The 20,210-nt window shown below is 69.3% G+C and carries 18 protein-coding genes and 1 pseudogene; 12 read left to right on the forward strand and 7 right to left on the reverse strand.

Translation table 11 applies throughout. The features are described from left to right. Positions 1 to 13: 13 nt before the first annotated feature. The 7 genes from rapZ (at position 14) to K8O92_20470 (ending at position 7,045) form a co-directional block, all read left to right on the forward strand. Entirely contained in the window at positions 14 to 994 is a 981-nt protein-coding gene (rapZ, locus tag K8O92_20440) for an RNase adapter RapZ (protein ID UAK30300.1), read from the forward strand. Continuing rightward, positions 991 to 2,037 carry a uridine diphosphate-N-acetylglucosamine-binding protein YvcK gene (gene yvcK, locus K8O92_20445; protein UAK30301.1) on the forward strand — a complete coding sequence of 349 codons (1,047 nt, stop codon included), beginning with the start codon at positions 991 to 993 and terminating at the stop codon, positions 2,035 to 2,037. Before rapZ ends, yvcK begins: the two co-directional genes overlap by 4 nt. Beyond that, positions 2,028 to 3,011 (forward strand): DNA-binding protein WhiA, encoded by a 984-nt coding sequence (gene whiA, locus K8O92_20450; GenBank protein ID UAK30302.1) that lies wholly within the window; start codon positions 2,028 to 2,030, stop codon positions 3,009 to 3,011. The genes yvcK and whiA overlap by 10 nt, the downstream gene beginning before the upstream one ends. 210 nt (positions 3,012 to 3,221) lie before the next feature. Beyond that, entirely contained in the window at positions 3,222 to 4,241 is a 1,020-nt protein-coding gene (gap, locus tag K8O92_20455) for a type I glyceraldehyde-3-phosphate dehydrogenase (protein ID UAK30303.1), read from the forward strand. Between the two features lie 5 nt (positions 4,242 to 4,246). After that, positions 4,247 to 5,461, forward strand: a complete 1,215-nt coding sequence (locus K8O92_20460; GenBank protein ID UAK30304.1) for a phosphoglycerate kinase — start codon at positions 4,247 to 4,249, stop codon at positions 5,459 to 5,461. A 2-nt stretch (positions 5,462 to 5,463) separates the two neighbouring features. Next, positions 5,464 to 6,249, forward strand: coding sequence for a triose-phosphate isomerase (gene tpiA, locus K8O92_20465; protein ID UAK30305.1), 786 nt, complete (start codon positions 5,464 to 5,466; stop codon positions 6,247 to 6,249). Positions 6,250 to 6,391: 142 nt separating this feature from the next. Further along, complete coding sequence (locus tag K8O92_20470; protein ID UAK30306.1) at positions 6,392 to 7,045, forward strand: DUF1579 domain-containing protein; 654 nt, start codon at positions 6,392 to 6,394, stop codon at positions 7,043 to 7,045. 9 nt (positions 7,046 to 7,054) lie between these two features. Here K8O92_20470 and K8O92_20475 read toward each other — a convergent pair whose 3' ends face one another. Beyond that, complete coding sequence (locus tag K8O92_20475; GenBank protein ID UAK30307.1) at positions 7,055 to 7,837, reverse strand: META domain-containing protein; 783 nt, start codon at positions 7,835 to 7,837, stop codon at positions 7,055 to 7,057. Positions 7,838 to 8,135: 298 nt separating this feature from the next. On the opposite strand from K8O92_20475, the gene K8O92_20480 reads away from it, so the two are divergent. The 3 genes from K8O92_20480 (at position 8,136) to secG (ending at position 10,995) form a co-directional block, all read left to right on the forward strand. Continuing rightward, positions 8,136 to 9,080: a DMT family transporter gene (locus tag K8O92_20480; protein UAK30308.1), complete on the forward strand. Its 945-nt coding sequence runs from the start codon at positions 8,136 to 8,138 to the stop codon at positions 9,078 to 9,080. 10 nt (positions 9,081 to 9,090) lie between these two features. Then, positions 9,091 to 10,689 carry an MFS transporter gene (locus tag K8O92_20485; protein UAK30309.1) on the forward strand — a complete coding sequence of 533 codons (1,599 nt, stop codon included), beginning with the start codon at positions 9,091 to 9,093 and terminating at the stop codon, positions 10,687 to 10,689. 72 nt (positions 10,690 to 10,761) lie between these two features. After that, on the forward strand, positions 10,762 to 10,995 hold the full coding sequence (gene secG, locus K8O92_20490; protein ID UAK30310.1) for a preprotein translocase subunit SecG: 234 nt from the start codon (positions 10,762 to 10,764) through the stop codon (positions 10,993 to 10,995). Between the two features lie 277 nt (positions 10,996 to 11,272). On the opposite strand, the gene K8O92_20495 is transcribed toward secG, so the two are convergent. Then, on the reverse strand, positions 11,273 to 12,121 hold the full coding sequence (locus K8O92_20495) for an SDR family NAD(P)-dependent oxidoreductase (GenBank protein ID UAK30311.1): 849 nt from the start codon (positions 12,119 to 12,121) through the stop codon (positions 11,273 to 11,275). Between the two features lie 96 nt (positions 12,122 to 12,217). Here K8O92_20495 and K8O92_20500 point away from each other — a divergent pair, with 96 nt between their 5' ends. Next, a complete protein-coding gene (locus tag K8O92_20500) occupies positions 12,218 to 13,165 on the forward strand; it encodes an alpha/beta hydrolase (protein UAK35839.1) in 948 nt (315 codons plus the stop codon). Positions 13,166 to 13,226: 61 nt separating this feature from the next. Then, a complete protein-coding gene (locus K8O92_20505) occupies positions 13,227 to 13,829 on the forward strand; it encodes a hypothetical protein (protein UAK30312.1) in 603 nt (200 codons plus the stop codon). Between the two features lie 155 nt (positions 13,830 to 13,984). Here the strand turns inward: K8O92_20505 and K8O92_20510 are convergent, their stop codons facing one another. From K8O92_20510 to zwf, 5 genes and pseudogenes are all read right to left on the reverse strand, one after another. Continuing rightward, complete coding sequence (locus K8O92_20510) at positions 13,985 to 14,464, reverse strand: hypothetical protein (GenBank protein ID UAK35840.1); 480 nt, start codon at positions 14,462 to 14,464, stop codon at positions 13,985 to 13,987. Between the two features lie 49 nt (positions 14,465 to 14,513). Beyond that, entirely contained in the window at positions 14,514 to 16,835 is a 2,322-nt protein-coding gene (locus K8O92_20515; GenBank protein ID UAK30313.1) for an MFS transporter, read from the reverse strand. Between the two features lie 144 nt (positions 16,836 to 16,979). After that, complete coding sequence (gene pgl, locus K8O92_20520) at positions 16,980 to 17,735, reverse strand: 6-phosphogluconolactonase (protein UAK30314.1); 756 nt, start codon at positions 17,733 to 17,735, stop codon at positions 16,980 to 16,982. Continuing rightward, positions 17,728 to 18,637, reverse strand: a pseudogene (opcA, locus tag K8O92_20525) (glucose-6-phosphate dehydrogenase assembly protein OpcA). The gene pgl and the pseudogene opcA overlap by 8 nt, the downstream one beginning before the upstream one ends. Next, on the reverse strand, positions 18,634 to 20,208 hold the full coding sequence (zwf, locus tag K8O92_20530; protein ID UAK30315.1) for a glucose-6-phosphate dehydrogenase: 1,575 nt from the start codon (positions 20,206 to 20,208) through the stop codon (positions 18,634 to 18,636). Before zwf ends, opcA begins: the two are co-directional and overlap by 4 nt. Positions 20,209 to 20,210: the final 2 nt, after the last annotated feature.

The following is a 20,210-nucleotide window of genomic DNA, read 5'->3' on the forward strand; positions in this document are numbered from 1 at the left end:
GATCCGGTAGGACATGACACGCGTCGAATCGAACAGCAGTGCGGGCAGTCCGCCGACGAGTGCGGGACGAGTGGCCTCGTCCGGCGCCGTCGGCGGAGCGAACTCGCAGGTCGAGGTCGTGATCGTCACCGGGCTCTCGGGCGCGGGCCGCGGCACCGCGGCCCGAGTGCTCGAGGACCTCGGCTGGTACGTGGCCGACAACCTGCCGCCCGAGCTGTTCGGGCGGATGGTCGAACTCGGTGCTTCCGCCAAGCCGCCGATCCGCCGCCTCGCGCTGGTCATGGACGTGCGCAGCCGGTTCTTCACCGGCGATCTGTCGGGGGTCACCGACCAGTTGCGAACTCTCGGCGTGCGCACCAGGGTCCTGTTCCTCGAGGCCTCCGACGACGTGCTGATCCGCCGCTTCGGCTTCGCGCGGCGCAGGCATCCGTTGCAGAGCGAGAGCAAGGACGGCACGTTGTCGGCGGGTATCGCCGCCGAACGGGTGCGGCTGTCCGCCGTGAAGGCCGCCGCCGATGTGGTGATCGACACCACCGAGCTGTCCATCCATCAGTTGCACCGCAAGATGGAAGAGGCCTATGGCGGCGGCGCGCCGAGCGCGTTGCAGCTCACCGTGCAGTCCTTCGGCTTCAAGTACGGGGTTCCGCTGGACGCCGACATGGTGTTGGATGTGCGTTTTCTACCCAATCCGCATTGGATACCGGAGTTGCGGGAACACACCGGTCAGGAGACCGTGGTCAGCGAGTACGTGTTGTCGCGCCCCGGCGCGGACGACTACCTGCGTACCTGCCACCACCTGGTCGAGCTGACCACGAACGGTTACCGCCAAGAGGGGAAGCGATACATGACGGTCGCAGTGGGCTGCACCGGAGGCAAGCACCGAAGCGTCGCGATTGCCGAGGCGCTCGGCGAGTTGATGAGCGAGGTCACCGGCGGGCCGGAGGAATCCGCCGACGTGGTCCGGGTGGTCCATCGAGACCTGGGGCGCGAATGACCGGCTGGGAATCGAATCCCAGCATCGTCGCGCTGGGTGGTGGACACGGCCTGTACGCGACACTGACCGCAGTGCGGCGGCTGACCAGGAAGATCTGCGCGGTGGTCACCGTCGCCGATGACGGCGGCTCCTCGGGCCGGCTACGCGCGGAGCTGGGGGTGCTGCCCCCGGGAGATCTCCGGATGGCGCTGGCCGCCTTGGCCGCGGACGCCGACGGCGTCTGGACCCGGACGGTCCAGCATCGTTTCGGCGGGACCGGCGCTCTGGCCGGGCACTCCGTGGGCAACCTGATCCTGGCCGGGCTCACCGAGGTGCTCGGAGATCCGGTCGCCGCGCTCGACGAAGTCGCCCGCATGTTGCGCATCACCGGACGGGTGCTCCCCATGTCGCCGATCGCGCTCGATATCGAGGCGGATGTCTCTGGGCTGGAGGCGGATCCACGGGTGAGCCGTTGCATTCGCGGTCAAGTTGCCATCGCGACGACGCCGGGTAAGGTGCGGCGAGTGCGGCTGATTCCGTCCGATCCACCGGCCAGTCCGGAGGCGACCTCGGCGATCGAACACGCGGATGTCGTGGTCCTCGGCCCGGGATCGTGGTTCACCAGCGTGATTCCGCACGTCCTCGTCCCGGAACTACGGGAAGCACTGGTATACACCAGGGCACGGAAAGTGCTCGTGCTCAACCTCGCCGCGGAACCGGGGGAGACCGCGGGGTTCTCCGCGGAGCGGCATTTGCATGTGCTGTCCCAGCACGCGCCGGAATTCGTCGTCGACGAGGTGCTGGTCGACTCCGGCTCGGTCCCGGAAGGCCGTGAGCGGGAACATGTGGCCAGGGCTGCCGAACAGTTGCGGGCACGAGTAACCTTCTCCGATGTCGCCGAAGCGGGAACCGACCGGCATCACCCCGGAAAGCTTGCCGCCGCACTGGATCAACTGATCCGGCAACCTCGGCCGCAAATGGCAGGGCTTCGAGTCGAGGGACGGCACATGGGTCAGGATGTGCGTTCCGGGTTGGGTGGAAAGGAGCGCGTCCCGTGGCGATGACAGCCGATGTGAAAGACGAGCTGAGCAGGCTCACAGTGTCGCAGGTGAGTTCCCGCAAGGCGGAACTGTCCGCACTGCTGCGTTTCGCGGGCGGCCTGCACATCGTCGGCGGCCGGGTGATCGTCGAGGCCGAGGTGGACATGGGGTCCATCGCGCGCAGGCTGCGCCGGGAGATCTTCGAGCTCTACGGCTACGGCTCCGATGTGCACGTGCTCGGCGCGGGCGGACTGCGCAAGACCTCCCGCTACGTGGTGCGCGTCTCCAAGGAGGGCGAGGCGCTGGCCCGGCAGACCGGACTGCTCGACGTTCGCGGTCGTCCGGTGCGCGGCCTGCCCGCGCAGGTGGTCGGCGGCAGCATCGCCGACGCCGAAGCCGCGTGGCGCGGCGCGTTTCTCGCCCACGGCTCGCTGACCGAACCCGGACGGTCCTCGGCGCTCGAGGTCAGCTGCCCCGGCCCCGAGGCGGCGCTGGCGCTGGTCGGCGCGGCTCGGCGGCTCGGCATCACCGCCAAGGCGCGGGAAGTGCGCGGCACCGACCGCGTGGTGGTGCGCGACGGTGAGGCGATCGGCGCGCTGCTGACCAGGATGGGCGCGCACGGCACCCGGATGGTCTGGGAGGAACGCAGGCTGCGCCGGGAGGTGCGCGCGACCGCGAATCGGCTGGCCAATTTCGACGACGCCAACCTGCGCCGGTCGGCGCGGGCGGCGGTCGCCGCGGCGGCTCGGGTGGAACGCGCGCTGGAGATCCTCAGCGACGACGTGCCCGACCATCTCGCCGCCGCGGGCAAGCTGCGTGTGCAGCACCGGCAGGCGTCGCTGGAGGAACTCGGCCAGCTCGCCGACCCCCCGATGACGAAAGACGCTGTCGCGGGCCGCATTCGGCGGCTGCTGTCGATGGCCGACCGGCGCGCCAAGGAACTGGGCGTCCCGGACACCGAGTCGGCCGTCACGGCCGAACTGCTCGACGAAGCCTGACCTCGGGCTTTCGGTGATTTCCGCGACGATCCCCGCGACGCTGCCCGTCGCGGGGATCGCGGAGTTCCCGGCTGCCGACTTTGGGTTGGTCGGGCGTCTGACCAGGCAACCCGTCCCGACGAAAGCCAGGTGCGTGTCGGCGGAGGCACAGCAGGGCGTTAGTGTGGGTGGGCATCGGAACGATCCGCTGGAAAGTTGAGGAGCGATAACGTGACTGTCCGGGTAGGCATCAACGGCTTCGGTCGTATCGGACGTAACTTCTTCCGGGCGGTGGAGGCGCAGAAGGCGCTCGGCACCACCGACATCGAGATCGTCGCGGTCAACGACCTCACCGACAACGCGACCCTCGCGACCCTGCTCAAGTACGACTCGATCCTGGGCCGGTTGCCCCAGGATGTCTCGCTCGACGGCGACGACACCATCGTGGTGGGCGACCAGCGGATCAAGGCGCTGGCCATCAAGGAGGGCCCGGCGGCGCTGCCGTGGGGCGATCTGGGCGTCGACGTGGTCGTCGAGTCCACCGGCATCTTCACCGATGCCACCAAGGCCAAGGGCCACCTCGCCGCGGGCGCGAAGAAGGTGATCATCTCCGCTCCGGCCAAGGGCGAGGACATCACCATCGTCATGGGCGTCAACGACGAGAAGTACGACGGCAGCCAGAACATCATCTCGAACGCCTCGTGCACCACCAACTGCCTCGGCCCGCTGGCCAAGGTGCTCAACGACGAGTTCGGCATCGAGCGTGGCCTGATGACCACCATCCATGCCTACACCCAGGACCAGAACCTGCAGGACGGCCCGCACAGCGACCTGCGTCGCGCGCGCGCCGCCGCGCTGAACATCGTGCCCACCGGCACCGGCGCCGCGAAGGCCATCGGCCTGGTGCTGCCCGAGTTGCAGGGCAAGCTGGACGGCTACGCGCTGCGCGTGCCGGTCCCGACGGGCTCGGTCACCGACCTGACCGCCACCCTGCGCAAGTCGGCCACGCTCGAGGAGATCAACGCCGCCTACAAGGCCGCCGCCGAGGGCCCGCTGAAGGGCATCCTCAAGTACAACACCGACCCGATCGTCTCCTCCGACATCGTCACCGACCCGGCCTCGTCGATCTACGACGCGCCGCTGACCAAGGTGATCGACGACCAGGTGAAGGTCGTGTCCTGGTACGACAACGAGTGGGGCTACTCCAACCGTCTCGCCGATCTCATCGGCCTCGTCGGCAAGTCGCTCTGACGCGCATGGCTGTCAAGACACTCGCGGATCTGCTCGGCGAGGGTGTCGAGGGTCGGGGCGTGCTGGTGCGCTCCGACCTGAACGTGCCCCTCGACGACAAAGGACAGATCACCGATCCCGGCCGCATCATCGCCTCGGCGCCGACCATCAAGGCGCTCGCCGAAGCGGGCGCGAAGGTCGTCGTGACCGCGCACCTCGGCCGCCCGAAGGGCGAGCCGGACGCGAAGCTCTCGCTGGCGCCGGTGGCAGCCCGGCTCGCCGAGGAACTGGGCCGCAATGTGCAGCTGGCCGGTGACGTGGTGGGTCAGGACGCGCTCGCGCGGTCCGAGGGCCTCACCGACGGCGACGTGCTGCTGCTGGAGAACATCCGGTTCGACCCGCGTGAGACCAGCAAGGACGACGCGCAGCGGGCCAAGCTGGCCGCCGCGCTGGTCGAGCTCGTCGGCGACGACGGCGCGTTCGTTTCCGACGGTTTCGGTGTGGTGCACCGTAAGCAGGCGTCGGTGTACGACGTCGCCCAGCAGTTGCCGCACTACGCGGGCACGCTGGTCGCGGCCGAGGTCGAGGTGCTGGCCAAGCTGACCGAGAACCCCGACCGGCCGTACGCGGTCGTGCTCGGCGGTTCCAAGGTCTCCGACAAGCTGGCGGTCATCGAGGCGCTCGCGCCGATGGTCGACACGCTGGTGATCGGAGGCGGCATGTGCTTCACCTTCCTTGCGGCACAGGGCCTCTCGGTGGGCTCCTCTTTGCTGCAGGAGGAGATGGTGGACACCTGCAAGCGTCTGCTCGAGCAGTACGCCGACGTCATCCACCTGCCGCGCGACATCGTGGTGGCCGACGCGTTCGCCGCGGACGCGGAGTCGAAAGTTGTTGCTGCACATGAGATCCCGGACGGCTGGCTGGGTCTGGACGTGGGCCCGGACTCGGTGGACCGCTTCGCGGTACTGCTGACCGAGGCGCGCACCGTCTTCTGGAACGGGCCGATGGGTGTGTTCGAGTTCGAGAAGTTCGCCGCGGGCACCCGCGGGGTGGCCGAGGCGATCGTGACCGCGACCGGTAAGGGCGCGTTCACCGTGGTCGGCGGCGGTGATTCGGCCGCGGCCGTGCGCGCGCTCGGGCTGCCGGAGGACGGTTTCTCGCACATCTCCACCGGCGGCGGCGCGTCGCTGGAATACCTGGAGGGCAAGGAACTCCCCGGCATCGCGGTGTTGGAGGGCTGAGCATGGCACGCAAACCGCTCATCGCGGGCAACTGGAAGATGAACCTCAATCACCTCGAGGCCATCGCCCTGGTGCAGAAGATCGCGTTCGCGCTGCCGGAGAAATACTTCGACAAGGTCGATGTGGCGGTGATCCCGCCGTTCACCGACCTGCGCAGCGTGCAGACGCTGGTCGAAGGGGACAAGCTCCTGCTCACCTACGGCGGTCAGGACGTCTCCGTGCACGAGGCGGGCGCCTACACCGGTGAGATCAGCGCGAGCATGCTCGCCAAGCTGGGCTGCACCTTCGTCGTGGTGGGGCACTCCGAACGGCGGCAGTACCACAACGAGGACGACGCCACCGTGCTGGCCAAGGCCAAGCAGGCGTTGAAGCACGGCATCACGCCGATCGTCTGCATCGGTGAGGGCCTGAACATCCGCGATGCCCGAACGCATGTCGAGTACAACCTCGAGCAGCTGCGTGGATCGCTGAAAGGCCTTACGGCGGAGCAGATCTCGAAGATCGTCATCGCCTACGAGCCGGTGTGGGCGATCGGCACCGGCAAGGTGGCCACCCCCGCCGACGCGCAAGAGGTCTGTGGCGCGATCCGCGGGGAGCTGGAGAAGCTCGCCTCGCCGGAGGTGGCTTCGGGGGTCCGCGTGCTCTACGGCGGGTCGGTGAACGCCAAGAACGTCGGAGAACTGGTCGCCCAGACCGATATCGACGGCGCATTGGTCGGCGGCGCTTCGCTCAAGGGTGACGAATTCGCCACCCTCTCCGCGATCGCCGCGGGCGGCCCGCTGCCCTGACCTGGGCATCAGCGCAACAGCCCGGTATCGCTTCCCGCGATACCGGGCTGTGTCGTTTCGCCGACAGTGATCACGGGTGCTCGGCGGCCGGTGCTCGTGCGATGATGGCCGAGCTCGATTCCGTGGCTCGACAAGGACTTTCGTGACTCTTCGCAAGCTGTACACCGCACTTCCGGTCGCGCTGGTCGCGCTGGCCACCCTCGTCGGCTGTTCCGACGATTCGTCGCACGATCACGATCACGCCCATCCCGGCGTGACATCCACCACCGCCGCCGCGGCGGTGCGACCGGAGCAGCAGGACGCGGGACACCGCAGGCTCAATCAGCTGGTGGGGGAGTGGAAGGGCGAGAAGTCGACCTTCGTCGCGGGCGGCACGGCGGACAACCCGATCAAGCGGGAGATCGTCTCGCGCTGGGAGTGGATCGCCGAGACCGGCAACAACTTCCTGCGCGAGGAAGCCGAGGACATCCAGGGAAGCGCCGCCTACTACCGGCTCGGACTGCTCGGATTCTCGCCGACCGACAACCGCTACGAGTGGTCGACCGTCGACAGCATCACGCCGATGACGATGAGCTACAAGGGCGCCAAGGGAAGCGGCGGCGACGCCGAAATCGTCATGGCCGGTGAATTCACCGATCCCGGCGTCCTCGGCGAGCAGTTCATCGGCAAGACGATCGCGATGCGAACCGTGATTCGGCTGGAGTCGGCCGACCGGGTGGTCATGGAAATCTCCTTCACGCCGCCCGGAGAAGCCGAGCGAGTCGCCGATCGCGTCGTGCTCACCCGGCGGAAGTAGTCCGCGCGCTCACTGCGCGTGCAGGACCAGGCCCGCGCCGTTGTCGTTGCGCAGGGTCAGCGTGCCGGCGTCCACCGTGGCGTTCGTCCCGCCGTCCAGAGCGTTCAGGACGGCTTGCTCGACCTCCATCACCTCCGGGGAGCACATCATCTTCGTGGTGGCGATCCGGAAAGTGATCTGCGCACCCGACACCTCGGCGCTGCCGGTCATCTGGTTGCACCCGGCGGCGCCGGAGACGCTGCCGTCCTCGGCGATGGTGAGCGTCGGCCGCGCTTCGTCGAGGGCGCGCGAGCGGACCTGGCTGTTGTCGGTGATGAGCGAGGTGACCAGCCAGGACGTGCCCTTGACGGGCTTGTCCGGCTGAGCGACCTTCTTGTCGAGCAAGGTCACCGTGCGGTCGGCACTGTGCAGGGTCAGGCGCGAGTCGTCGAGCCGCCAGCTGGGCTGAGAGTTCAGCAGGCCGCTGAGCCACTCGTCGGCGCCTCGCCGGTCGTCCTCGCAGGCCATCAGCGTGGTGGCCAGGCCGGAGACGTGCAGAACGTGATCGTCGAGAGTTACCGCGCCGGTGAACTTGTTGCATCCCGCGTCGGCCGCCAGCCGCCCCTCGGTGAAGCTGATCGTCAGCGGCCCGCCGCCGGGAATCGGGGCGCCTTCGACGTTGGTCGAGAGGAAGGTGCGGCCCACCGGAGTCGGCTCGTCGGCGCCGCGGTCGGGTTCCTGGCCCGAGCAGCCCGCGATCGCGCAGAGAGCGAGCAGGACGACCGGTCCCAGTCGCACGAAGTGTGCCGCCATGCGGCGATGCTACCGGCGATTCGTCCGCTGACCTGGATTGCGCCGGTCGCGACGGCCTGGCGAGGAGCCCCGAGAAGGATCTTCGCGGCGGGAAAACCGAAACTCATGGGATGACTCGTCCGGTGTCGTATTAGTATCTGTGCGTGCACCGATGCTTCCCCATCACCCCGCCGCCCGCCTCCTGAGCGAGGTGTAGATATCCAGCGCGCCACCGTGCGGTGAGCGCGCTCTTTCGGCATCGCTGTGCACCTCGCGTCCGCGACCTCTATCCCTTTTCGTCGCAGGAGCGCGATCTTTCATGTCCTCATCTGTCTCCACGCCCGCCCGTTCCGGGCTGGTCTACCTCGTCGGCGCCGGAATTCTCTGGGGCACCGGCGGTCTGCTCGGCACGTTGTTGCACCGGGCCACCGGTTTGGCGCCCGTCTCCGTGGCCACCTGCCGGCTCGCCGTCGGCGGGCTGCTGCTGATGATCCTGCTCGCGGGCACACGGCGGCCATGGCCGCGAAATGCGACGGCGTGGCGGCGGATCGGCGCCGTCGCCGTGCTCGCGGCGACCTTCCAGGCCGCCTATTTCGGCGCCGTCGCGGCCTCGTCGGTCAGCCTCGCCACGCTGATCACCATCGGTACGTCGCCGGTGGTCGTCGCGGTGGTGGAGCACGTCACCGGAAGGCGGGCGGTGGACCGCCGCCGTGCGGCGACGATCGGCATCGCCCTGTGCGGGCTGGCATTGCTGGTCGGGGTGCCGACCGGAAACACAGGGACGGCCGGGTTGCTGGTCGGCGCGGCCCTCGCTGCGGTGGCCGCGACGGCGTTCGCGACCGTCACCGTGATCAACGCCGTGCCGGTTCCCGGGCTCGACGCGACGACCACCATCGCCCTCGGATTCACCGGTGGAGCGTTGCTGCTCGCACCCCTCGCGGCAACGAGCGGGCTGGGATTCGACCCGACGCCGGGCAGCGTCGCGCTGGTTGTTCTGCTGGGCCTGGCGCCGACCGCGGTCGCCTACACGTTGTACTTCCGCGGACTGTCGGATTCCGGCCCGGGAATTGCCGCGGTGCTGGCTCTGCTCGAACCGCTTACGGGAGCGACGCTCGCGGCAGTCGTCCTGGGAGAACGTCTCACCGCGCCCGGGGTGGCGGGGGCGGCATTGCTCATCGTGGCACTGCTGCTCGCCGCCACACCCGCGCGTCCGGCGGTCCAGGGGCCGGACTCGGCGGCGGAGCGGCGCCACGCCCGCGACTAAGCTTCGGCGCGTGACCACTGCCGCGACGAGCCCGGGTTCCACCTGGGCGCCGCTGCGTTCGCCGGTGTACCGGGCGCTGTGGGTGGCGCAATTGGTGTCGAATCTCGGTACCTGGATGCAGACCGTCGGCGCGCAGTGGATGATGGTCGACCTGCCCAACGCGGCGGCGCTGGTGTCGTTCGTGCAGACCGCCATCACGCTTCCGGTGATGCTGCTGGCCATCCCGTCCGGCGTGATCGCCGATCTGGTGGACCGGCGCAGGCTGCTGCTCGGGGCGCAAACCACGATGGCGCTGCTCGCCACGGTCCTCGCTGTGTCCACGGCGACCGGGCACACCACCCCCGCCGTGCTGCTGACCTTGTTGTTCCTGCTCGGCTGCGGTCAGGCGCTGACCGCGCCGGCCTGGCAGGCGATCCAGCCGGAACTGGTTTCGCGCGAGCAGATCCCGGCGGCGTCCGCGCTGGGCAGCATGAACATCAACCTCGGAAGGGCGGTGGGGCCCGCGCTGGCCGGTGCGCTGGTCTCGCTGTCCGGGCCGACGCTGGTGTTCGCGCTGAACGCGATGTCGTTCGCCGGGATCGTCGCGGTACTGACGGTCTGGCGCAGGCCGTCGGCCGACCGGCGCTTGCCCACGGAACGTCCGATGGCGGCATTGCAGGCGGGTACCCGGTTCATCCGGGCGGCGCCCGCGATCCGCCGGGTGCTGCTGCGCTCGATCCTGTTCATCGCGCCCGCCAGCGCGGTGTGGGCGCTGCTGCCGGTGATCGCTCGCGACCGGCTGGGGTTGTCGTCGTCCGGGTACGGCCTGATGCTCGGCGCCCTGGGCGTCGGCGCGGTGCTCGGCGCCGCGGCGCTGTCCCGGTTGCGGGCGTGGCTGACCCCGACACAGCGGCTCACCATCGCCGCGACCCTGTTCGGGGTGGCGACGGCGGGTACGGCACTGCTGCGCGTCGTTCCGGTGGTGCTGGTGCTGCTGGTGTTCGCGGGATTGGCCTGGCTGCTGGCGATGTCCACGATGAACGCGACCATGCAGCTGCTGCTGCCCGCCTGGGTGCGGGCGCGCGGGCTGTCGGTCTATCTGCTGGTGTTCATGGGCGGCCAGGCGATCGGCTCGCTGGTCTGGGGTCTGGTCGCCGACTCGATCGGCTCGGTGCAGGCGCTGTTGTGGGCCGCGTCGCTGCTGGCGCTCTGCGCGGTCAGCACCGTGTGGCTGCCCATCCGGAACGACCCCGAGATGCTCGACTTGACTCCCTCGGCGTTCTGGCCGGAACCTCAGCTGGCGGTCGAGCCCGATCCCGACGACGGTCCCGTACTGGTCCTGCGCAGCTACGACGTGCCGCCGGAGAGCGTGGAGGAATTCCTCGCCGCCATGGCCTTCGTCGGCCGGTCCCGGCAGCGCACCGGTGCGATGGAGTGGCGTCTCTATCGCGATGTCGGGGTGATCGACCGCTACGTGGAGGCGTTCGTGGTGCGGTCCTGGGCCGAGCACATGCACCAGCACCAGGTCCGGCTCACCGCCCAGGACCAGGTGCGAGAAGAGGCCGTCGCGAAGTTCGGCACCGCAGAGGGGGAGCAGGTCACCCACCTCGTCGCGGTCGAACGGCGCTAGGTCGGCACCCGGCGGCGCGGGCCCCGAGTGCCTGATTCGGTGCGATCGCACCGACCGCATAGACTGTCCGGCATGCGGATGTTCCTGGATATCCTCCTGATCATCACCAGCGTGCTGCTGGTGCTGCTGGTGCTGCTGCACCGCGCCAAGGGTGGAGGTCTGTCCAGCCTGTTCGGCGGCGGTGTGCAGTCCAGCCTGTCCGGGTCCACCGTCGTGGAGAAGAACCTCGACCGCGTCACCATCTTCACCGGCGTCATCTGGCTGATCGCCATCCTCGGCATCGGCCTGGAGATCAAGTTCGCCTGATTCCGGCGGCCGCCGTCAGCACCGCCACGTCGAGCGCGAGTTCGGCCAGGACGACGGCGGGACAACTCGACCGAGCCGGCGCATAGCGCCGCGCCCTCACCCCCTGGCGAATGGTGGGTCGGCTGCCGCGCGCGGAAGGTTCGCTCCGTCTTGCGCGCGTTGCCCTCGGGGCAGGGTCGGCCGACGCGCGCGCGTACCGCTCGCGCCGTACCGGGTGGCGCAAGCGGTGGCCGCACATCGAGGCGCGCCTCGGAACCCGAGCGCGCCTCCACCGGAATCAGTCGACGCGCGGAACGCGACCGCCGACGTCGGTGAACCCGTAATACTCGGCGAGATCCGCTACCGGCCAGGGCAATCCCGTGCGGGAGCGACGGCCCGCGTCGGTGGCGAGCGCGACGACGGCGCGGCCGGTGAAGCGCGGCGTCTGCGCGTCACCGAGGTCGAAGGTGCCCTCACCGGGCAACGTGACCAGACGCCTGCCGGTGGCGTCGGCCGGAACCAATTGCAGCAGTTCGGTGTCGACGATGCCGGGCCAGAGCGAGACCACGGTCACTTCGGTGCCCGCGAGGTTGTGCGCCATGTCGGCGGTGAGCCGGTCCAGAGCGGATTTCGCGACGCCGTACACCGCGTTGTGCATGTATCGGCGTGCCCCTGGCGAGGAGATGTTGACGATCAACCCGCCCGACTCGATCAACAGCGGCGCCGCGAAAACGCTCGCCACGTAATGCGATCGGACCCCCACGTCGAACGACTCATCCCATGCCGCCGGCGGCACCTCCCAGAACGGCTTGCCCAGCCAGCGGGCGGCGGCGGGCGAGTTGTAGACGTTGTTCACCAGGACGTCCAACCTACCGTGCTCGTCACGGATCAGCTCGAACAGCCGCTGCACCGCGTCGTCGTCGCGGTGATCGCACACGAACGGGATGCCGACTCCGCCCGCGGCATCGATTTCCGAGGCAGTGGCGTGTACGGTGCCGGGTAGCCGTCCCTGTGTCGCCGAGCGTCCGGTGACGAGCACCGTGGCGCCCGCCGCACCCAGCTCCAGCGCGATCCCCTTGCCGATGCCGCGGCTGGCGCCGGTGACCACCGCGACCTTGCCTTCGAGCCTTTCCGGTATTCCGTTCACGGAATCGGAACATTACCGTGAAGCGATAACGTGTTCTAGGTTTTGGAGGTCCGAGTGGAGCTGACTCATCGGTTCGTGACGACCGACGGTATCCGTATGCACGTCGCCGAGCAGGGCGAGGGGCAGCCGGTGGTCTTCTGTCACGGGTTTCCGCACACCTGGTACATCTGGCACCGGCAGCTTCCCGCGATCGCCGCGGCCGGCTACCGCGCCCTGGCGCCGGACCTGCGCGGCTACGGGCGGACCGACGTCCCTGCCGACCTCGAGGCCTACACCAATCGCGCGGTGTGCGGCGACCTGCTCGCGCTGCTCGATGACATCGGCGCCGAACGGGCGGTGTTCGTCGGCCTGGATTTCGGCGCGGCGCTGGTGTGGGAACTGGCGTTGCGCGCGCCGGAGCGGGTGCGCGGCGTCATCGTCCTGAACAATCCGTTCGCGCCACGTCCGCCGCGTGCTCCGTCACAGCTGTGGGCGAAGGCCGCGGCGCGGCACTTCTTGCACCTGCACTACTTCCAAACTCCGGGCGTAGCCGACGCGGAACTCGGCGCGCGGCCCCGGGATTTCCTGGCCCGCGTGTACTACGCGCTCAGCGCCGACTATCACTACCTGGACACCTGGCGTTTCCCGGCCGAGGGCACCGGCTACCTCGACGTGCTGCCGGAGGCGCCCGCACTGCCCTGGCAGTGGCTCGGCACGAACGAGTTGGACGTACTGGCAGCGGATTTCGAGCGCACCGGGTTCACCGGCGGATTGAACTGGTATCGCAGCCTGGACCGCAACTGGGAGCTCACCGCCGAGTACGCGGACGCGAAAGTCACTGTGCCCGCGTATTTCCTGTACGGCGACCGCGACCCGGACATGGAAGGCTTCAGCGGACGTGACCCGCTGGCCACCCTGCGCGAGCACGTCGTCGATCTGCGCGCGGTGACCGAGATCGCCGGAGCGGGCCACCTCGTCCAGCTGGAGCGAACCGAGCAGGTGAACGCGTTGCTCACCGCTCATCTCGGCCACCTTGCCGCGCATCCCGCCGAGCTCCCGGCCTGAAGCGAATCGCCTTCGGTCCCAGTGGCGTTCGTTGTCGGTGGGCACCGCTAATGTTCGGTGAATGAGTTATAGCCTGAGCATCTACGTCGTCGAACTGGACAGGGTCAAGGGCGCCATCGGGTCCGGGGACGAGAAGCTCCGGCGCATGATCGGCGGCCGGTTCAAAGCCCAGCTGACCCACGACGACGACTGGTTCGCCGACGAGATCGCCGGCGGCGCGCCCACCCGCTACGAGGCCGTGCGCGCCGTCATCGACGGCGGCCCGTTCGACCCGGCCTACGGTTTCCAGTACGGCTACGCCTACCAGACGATCTGCCAGTTCTACGGCCGCTTCGCCGACAACCGCTATTTCTCGGCGTTCCGTGGTCGCTGGCTCGACCACATCGACGACGGGCTCGCCACGCTCGGCATCAAAGCGGTCAGCGTCCGCGCGTTCATGTACCACTCGCTGCCGCCTTCGCTGCCGCAACCGGACGAACTGCCCGGCTACGGCGAATGGACGCCCGAGCAGTGCGCGGAGGCGCTCGTGCAGTGGGAATCGACCACGCCACCGCAACGCGAAGAGGTTGATCACGAGGTCCTCGCCGCCATCGAGTCCTGCATCGAGTGGATCCGGGAGGCGCAGGCGCGCCCCGGCTGGGGGATCGCCGGGTTCTTCTACTGAGCCGCCGGGTCAGCGCATGCCGCCATGGCTTCAACTCATGCGGTGCGCATGCCGGGGGAACTGCCTGGCGGATCGAGTTCGTCCAGCGGCGTCGAGCGCACTCCGGGAGGCCGCTCGGCTCGCGATCGGGTGCAGTCCCGCGGAAGGCGCGAGGCCTAGCGGTATTCCTCGGCCAGCTTCGGGTAGTCCGACCACCGCGGCAGCGGCTCGAAGTCGAGATAGGCGGTGAGACGGTCGAGCAGGTACTGCCAGCGGGGGCCGATCGCCCCGGCATCGGCGGGGCAGACGTGGCGGCGGGTCAGTTCGACGGTGGTGACCACGCCGACCTGGCTCATCCGGACTTCGAGCAGACAGCCGTCGATGTGCACGACCAGTTCGTGCGGCGCTTGACAGTGGTCGACCCGCACCGCGACCGGGCCGGGAACAGGACCGTCGAACAAGTCGATGGTGAGGTTCCCGTTGCCGCCGGAGACGGCGCCGAGCCAGCGCGCGAGCTGGCCGCGCTCGGTGGCCGCCGACCAAACGTCGAGCACAGGCTTGTGGAAGGAACGCAGGTAATGCAAGAGCACCAGGTCCCCGTCGGCCGTGTGCTCGTGCTCCGGTCGCACCTCGCCGAGCATGGACATCGTGGTCATCGCCATGTCCTTTCCGCTGCTGGTCACCGTCACCCTGACTGTATGTCCACTATTCCCCGGCCGAATCGAATTCCCGCGAAGGCCGGGCCTCGGCGCGGCGCGGTTGCGCGACGGTCGCTCCGCTCAGCAGCCGCAGGGCCGCGGCCTCGATCCGGTCCTCGTCGAGCAGCACCGTCGCGGCGGCCGGACCCAGCGGCACGAAACTGTCCTCGCTGGTGACGCGCGCGAGAAGCCCGGTGAAACCGGCGTCGATCACGGCCGCGCACACAGCCTCCGACACGCCACCACTGCGACGGGTCTCGTCCACGACGAGGACCCGGCCGGTCGCGCGCGCGTGCCGCAGCAGATCACTCACCGGTAGCGGAGTCAGCCAGCGCAGATCGAGCACACGCGCGTGGACGCCGTGCCGGGCCAGGCGGCGCGCCGCGCGCAGGCTCATCGGCACACCGTTGGCGAAGGTGACCAGGGTCAGGTCGGTCCCGTCGCCGTAGACGCGCGCGCGGCCGATTTCGACGTGATCGGACGTCGACGGGTGCGCCAGCCAGCCGTCGTCTCCTGGATGGTGCAGGTCGCGGGTGTGATAGAGCGCGATGGGCTCGAGGAACAGACACACCCTGCCATCCACTCGGGCAGCCGACACACAGGTGCGCAGCATCGCCGCGGCGTCGTCGGCGCGAGCGGGTGAGGCGAGCACGATACCGGGGATGTCGCGCAGCGCGGCCACCGAGTTGTCGTTGTGGAAATGACCGCCGAAGCCCTTCTGGTAGGCGTATCCGGCGATCCGCACCACCATCGGGTTCCGATAGCGGCCGTCGGAGAAGAACGACAGCGTGGCCGCTTCGCCGCGGATCTGATCCGCCGCGTTGTGCAGATAGGCGAGGTACTGGATCTCCGGGATCGGCACGAATCCGGCCAGCGCCGCGCCCAGCGCGGTGCCGAGGACGCTCTGCTCGTCCAGCAGGGTGTCGAACACGCGGCGCGCGCCGAAGGTCTTCTGCAACCCCTTCGTCACGCCGTACACACCCCCTTTGCGGCCGACGTCCTCCCCGAAGACGAGCACGTCGCGATCACGCGCGAGCAGACCGGCGAGGGTGTCGTTGACCGCTTGGGCGAAGGTCATCGGATCGCCTTGTGTGACAGCGCCGTTCGCGCTCACAGGACGAATGGCCGCCGGGCCCGGATGACCCGTGTCCGCGCGTTTGGTCTCGTCGATCGGAAGCGGGCCGGTTCTGAGCGCGTCGGCGCGCACGAGGGCGGGACGGGATGCAGCGATCGGTGCGATCACCGCCGCCGCGGAAGCGAGTTTCGGTTCCGCGGCGACGAGTTCGGCTGTCGTGGCGACGCGGCGGCCCGACTCGGTGTAAAGATGGAGCACGTCGGCGGGTGTGGCGACACCGGACTCGACCAGCAACCGTGCGGTCGCCAGGACCGGATCGCGGGCGAGGTCGGCGGCGATATCGGCCGGGCGGCGGTAGGCGGTTTCGACGTCGGATCCCGCGTGCGCGAGCAGTCGCACGGTCCGCAGGTGCAGGAACGCGGGCGCGCGGTTGTCCCTTACCCACCGCACGGCGGCATTCGCGGTGGTCAGCGCATCGAGGGCAGCGCAGCCGTCCGCATCGAAGTACGCCAGGCCCGGCCGGTGGCCGTAGGCCCGCTCGATCCAGTCCGGCGGCGTGGGAACACTGATGCCGATGCCGTTGTCCTCGCAGACGAACAGGACCGGCACCGCGATCCCCTGGTGGGCGGTGTGAATCGCGGCATTGATGGCCCCGGCCGCGGTGGAATGGTTGGCCGACGCGTCACCGAAACTGCATATCACCACGGCATCGCAGGGCCATGGGCTCGCGACGCCGAGCCGTGCCGCGCGATCGATCGCGAACGCCAACCCGACCGCGCGCGGAAGATGGGAGGCGATGGTCGACGTCTGCGGGATGATGTTCGCGGCAGCGCTGCCGAGCACCTTGTGCCGTCCACCCGAGATCGGGTCCGCCGCCGCGGCGACCACGCCGAGCAGGACATCCCGGATCGGGTCGAGCCCGGGAACGCGCCGGGCGCGGTGCACGAAGAACGCGCCCGACCGGTAGTGCAGCAGAGCGGGATCGGTGGTCCGCGAGGCCGCCGCCAGCGCGGCATTGCCCTCGTGACCGGACGATCCGATGCTGTAGTAACCGCGCCGGGCGCTGCCGAGGCGGCGCGCCGCGAGATCGAGGTGCCTGCTCGTCGCCTGTGCTTCGAACAGTCGCAGGCACGCCGTGCCGGTGACCGCGCACCCGGGAGCGATCGGCTGATCCGCCGGATGGCCCGGTCGCGGGACGAGTGCGGCGACGGCGGTGCGGAACCGCTCGTCCAGATCCACTGCCTGCTCGGTCACCGACCGATCATCTCGTAGATTCCGCCACCAGGTGGCATTATCTCTCGGCGTTTTTCCGGTAACGGCAGAGAGAAGCAAGCATATTTACGAGGAATCGGGACCGACTCACGGACGAGTCGATCCCGATCGGCGTCACCGGAACGCTCAGCGCACCGCGGACGCGGCCTCCTGATCCAGCAGCCAGGTGGTGGAGTCGATACCCGTCGCACCGGCGGCGGGCACGTCCACCGGGTCCGCGCCGCCGATGGCCGCGGCGACCGCCTCGGCTTTGGCCGCGCCGCCGACCACCAGCACGACGTGCCGGGTGCGGCGGACGGCGGGCAGGGTGAGGGTCACCCGCACCGGCGGCGGCTTCGGCGAGTTCGTGACGGCCACGACGAGCTCGTGCTCTTCGCGCACCGCGTCGGTGTGCGGGAACAGCGAGTTGACGTGGCCCTCGCCGCCCATGCCGAGCAGGTGCAGATCGAAGGCGCCGTGGTCGGTGAGGTAGGCGTGCACCGTCGCGGAGTACTCGGCGGCGGCTTCCACCGGGTCGGGGTACTCGCCGTCGGAGGCGGCCACCGGATGCACCCGTGCCGGGTCGACCGGCACGTGGTCGAGCAGCGCCTGTCTTGCTTGCAGGTGGTTGCGCTCCGCGTCGTGCGCGGGCACGAAACGCTCGTCGCCCCAGAACACGTCGAGCCGGGACCAGTCGATGTCGCCGGGCGACTTGCGTACCTGCTCGAGCAGGGCGATGCCGGTTCCGCCGCCGGTCAGCACCACCGACGCGGAACCGCGCTCGGCCTGGGCCGCGACGACGACCGAGACGAAGCGGGCCGCCGCGGCGGCGACCAGCGATTCGGTGTCCAGATGCACCTCGACGGTGTCGCTGGGGAACGGCGAATCGGTGTGCTCACTCATAGATCACCTTCTCGATCCCGGCCAGCGCCTCCGCGTAGATCTCGTCGGCGTCCAGCCTGCGTAGGTCTTCGGCGAGGCAGTCGCGGGTCTCCCTGCGCGCCAGCGCGATCCGTTGCACCGGCTCGCCGGTGCGGGTCAACGTGGCGGTGCGGCCGGTCTGCGGTCGTTCGATCGCGATGGAGACGGTGGGGCGGTGCAGTTCCACCCGCAGCGGGCCGGTGCGGCGGCGAACGGGACAGTCGAGCCGGGCGGCCAGCCAGCCGGCCAGGATGTCCAGGGCGGGCTCGTCGCGCAGCCCGGAGACCGTGACGGCATCCACCGCCTCGAAGGGCGGCTCGTCCATGGCCGCCGCGAGCAACGCACGCCAGTACGTGATCCGGCTCCAGGCCAGATCGGTGTCACCGCTGGCGTAGGAATGCAGCCGCTTCTTGATCGCCGCCTGGGGATCGGGCGCGAACGTGGCATCGGTGATGCGGCGGCCCGCCAAGCGCCCCACCGAATCCTTGGACGGGAACTCCGGGGCTCCGCGCGGCCACCACGCCACCACCGGAGTATCCGGCAAGAGGAACGGGGTGACGACGCTGCTCTCGTGGCTGACCAGCTTCGCCTTGCAGCCGCAGCACGATCACCTCGGCGGCCCCCGCGTCGCCGCCCACCCGGATCTGGGCGTCCAGCCGAGTGGCAGCCTCCCGGTCGCCACGCGCCAGCACCACCACGCGACAGGGGTGCTCGCGGCTGGCTTCGTTCGCCGCGTCGATCGCCTGCTCGGCCTCGGAGCTGTCCAGCGTGCACACCACCAGCGTGAGAACGCGACCCACGGTGATCACGCCGTTGCTCTCGCGCAGCTGCACGAGGCGCTTGGTGACCTCGCTGGTCTTGGTCTCGGGCATGTCGACGATCACGGGCGCCGCCATTCCCGCCCGGTGCGGGCGATCATCTCGTCGGCCGAGGCCGGACCCCAGGTGCCCGCCTCGTACGGTTCCGGCCTGCCGTCGGCGGCCCAGTGTTCGAGCACCGGATCCAGGATGCGCCACGACAATTCGACCTCCGCGTTCACCGGGAACAGCGACGGCACCCCGAGCAGCACGTCGAGGATCAGGCGTTCGTAAGCCTCGGGGGAGGACTCGGTGAACGCCTCGCCGTAGGTGAAGTCCATGTTGACGTCGCGCACTTCCATGCCGGAGCCCGGCACCTTGGAGCCGAACCGGGTGGTGATGCCCTCGTCCGGCTGCACGCGGATGACCAGCGCGTTCTGGCCCAGTTCCTCGGTCATGGTCTGGTCGAACGGCAGGTGCGGCGCTCGTTTGAAGACCACCGCGATCTCGGTCACCCTGCGGCCGAGCCGTTTTCCGGTGCGCAGGAAGAACGGCACGCCCGCCCAGCGGCGGGTGTCGATCTCCAGGCTGATCGCGGCGTAGGTCTCGGTTCTCGAGTTCGGGTCGAAACCCTCCTCCTGCAGCAGGCCTGCCACATGCTCGCTGCCCTGCCAGCCCTCGGTGTACTGTCCGCGCGCGGTGGTCTCGTCCAGCGGTGCGATGAGCTTGGTCGCCGAGAGCACCTTGATCTTCTCGGCCTGCAACTGCTTGGGCTCGAAGCTGATCGGCTCCTCCATGGCGGTGAGCGCCAGCAGTTGCAGCAAGTGGTTCTGGATCACGTCCCGCGCGGCGCCGATGCCGTCGTAGTAACCCGCCCGACCGCCCAGGCCGATGTCCTCGGCCATCGTGATCTGCACGTGGTCGACGAAGTTGGCGTTCCAGATCGGCTCGTAGAGCTGGTTGGCGAAACGCAACGCCAGCAGGTTCTGCACCGTCTCCTTGCCGAGGTAGTGGTCGATGCGGAAGACCTGCTCCTCGGGGAACACCCCGTTGACCAGTGCGTTGAGCTCCTGCGCGCTGTGCAGGTCGTGCCCGAACGGTTTCTCGATCACCACCCGGCGCCAGGGTTTGCGGGCCCCGTCCGGCCCGGTCGTCTGCGCCAAGCCGCGCGCGCAGAGCTGATCGAGCACGACCGGGAACATGTTCGGCGGGATCGACAAATAGAAGGCGTGATTGCCGCCGGTGCCGCGTTCCTTGTCCAGGGTGGTCAGGGTGTCGGCGAGCCGGTCGAACGCCGCGTGGTCGTCGAAGGTGCCCTGGACGAACCGGATGCCCTCCGAGAGCTGATCCCAGACCTCCTGGCGGAACGGGGTGCGCGCGTGCGCTTTCACCGCCTCCAGGACGACCGCGGCGAAGTCCTCGTCGGCGTAGTCGCGGCGCGCGAAGCCGACCAAACCGAACGCCGGGGGCAGCAGCCCCCGGTTCGCCAGGTCGTAGATGGCCGGCATCAGCTTCTTCCGGGACAGGTCACCCGTGACGCCGAAGATGACCATGCTGCACGGTCCGGCGATGCGGGGGAGCCGGTTGTCCCGTTTCTCGCGCAGCGGATTCTGCCATTCGACGGTGTCGGGCCGATCCGCGGGCGCTGCCCCGGCCATCG

The sequence above is a fragment of the Nocardia asteroides genome (assembly GCA_019930625.1).
In the GTDB taxonomy this organism is placed as follows: domain Bacteria; phylum Actinomycetota; class Actinomycetes; order Mycobacteriales; family Mycobacteriaceae; genus Nocardia; species Nocardia sputi.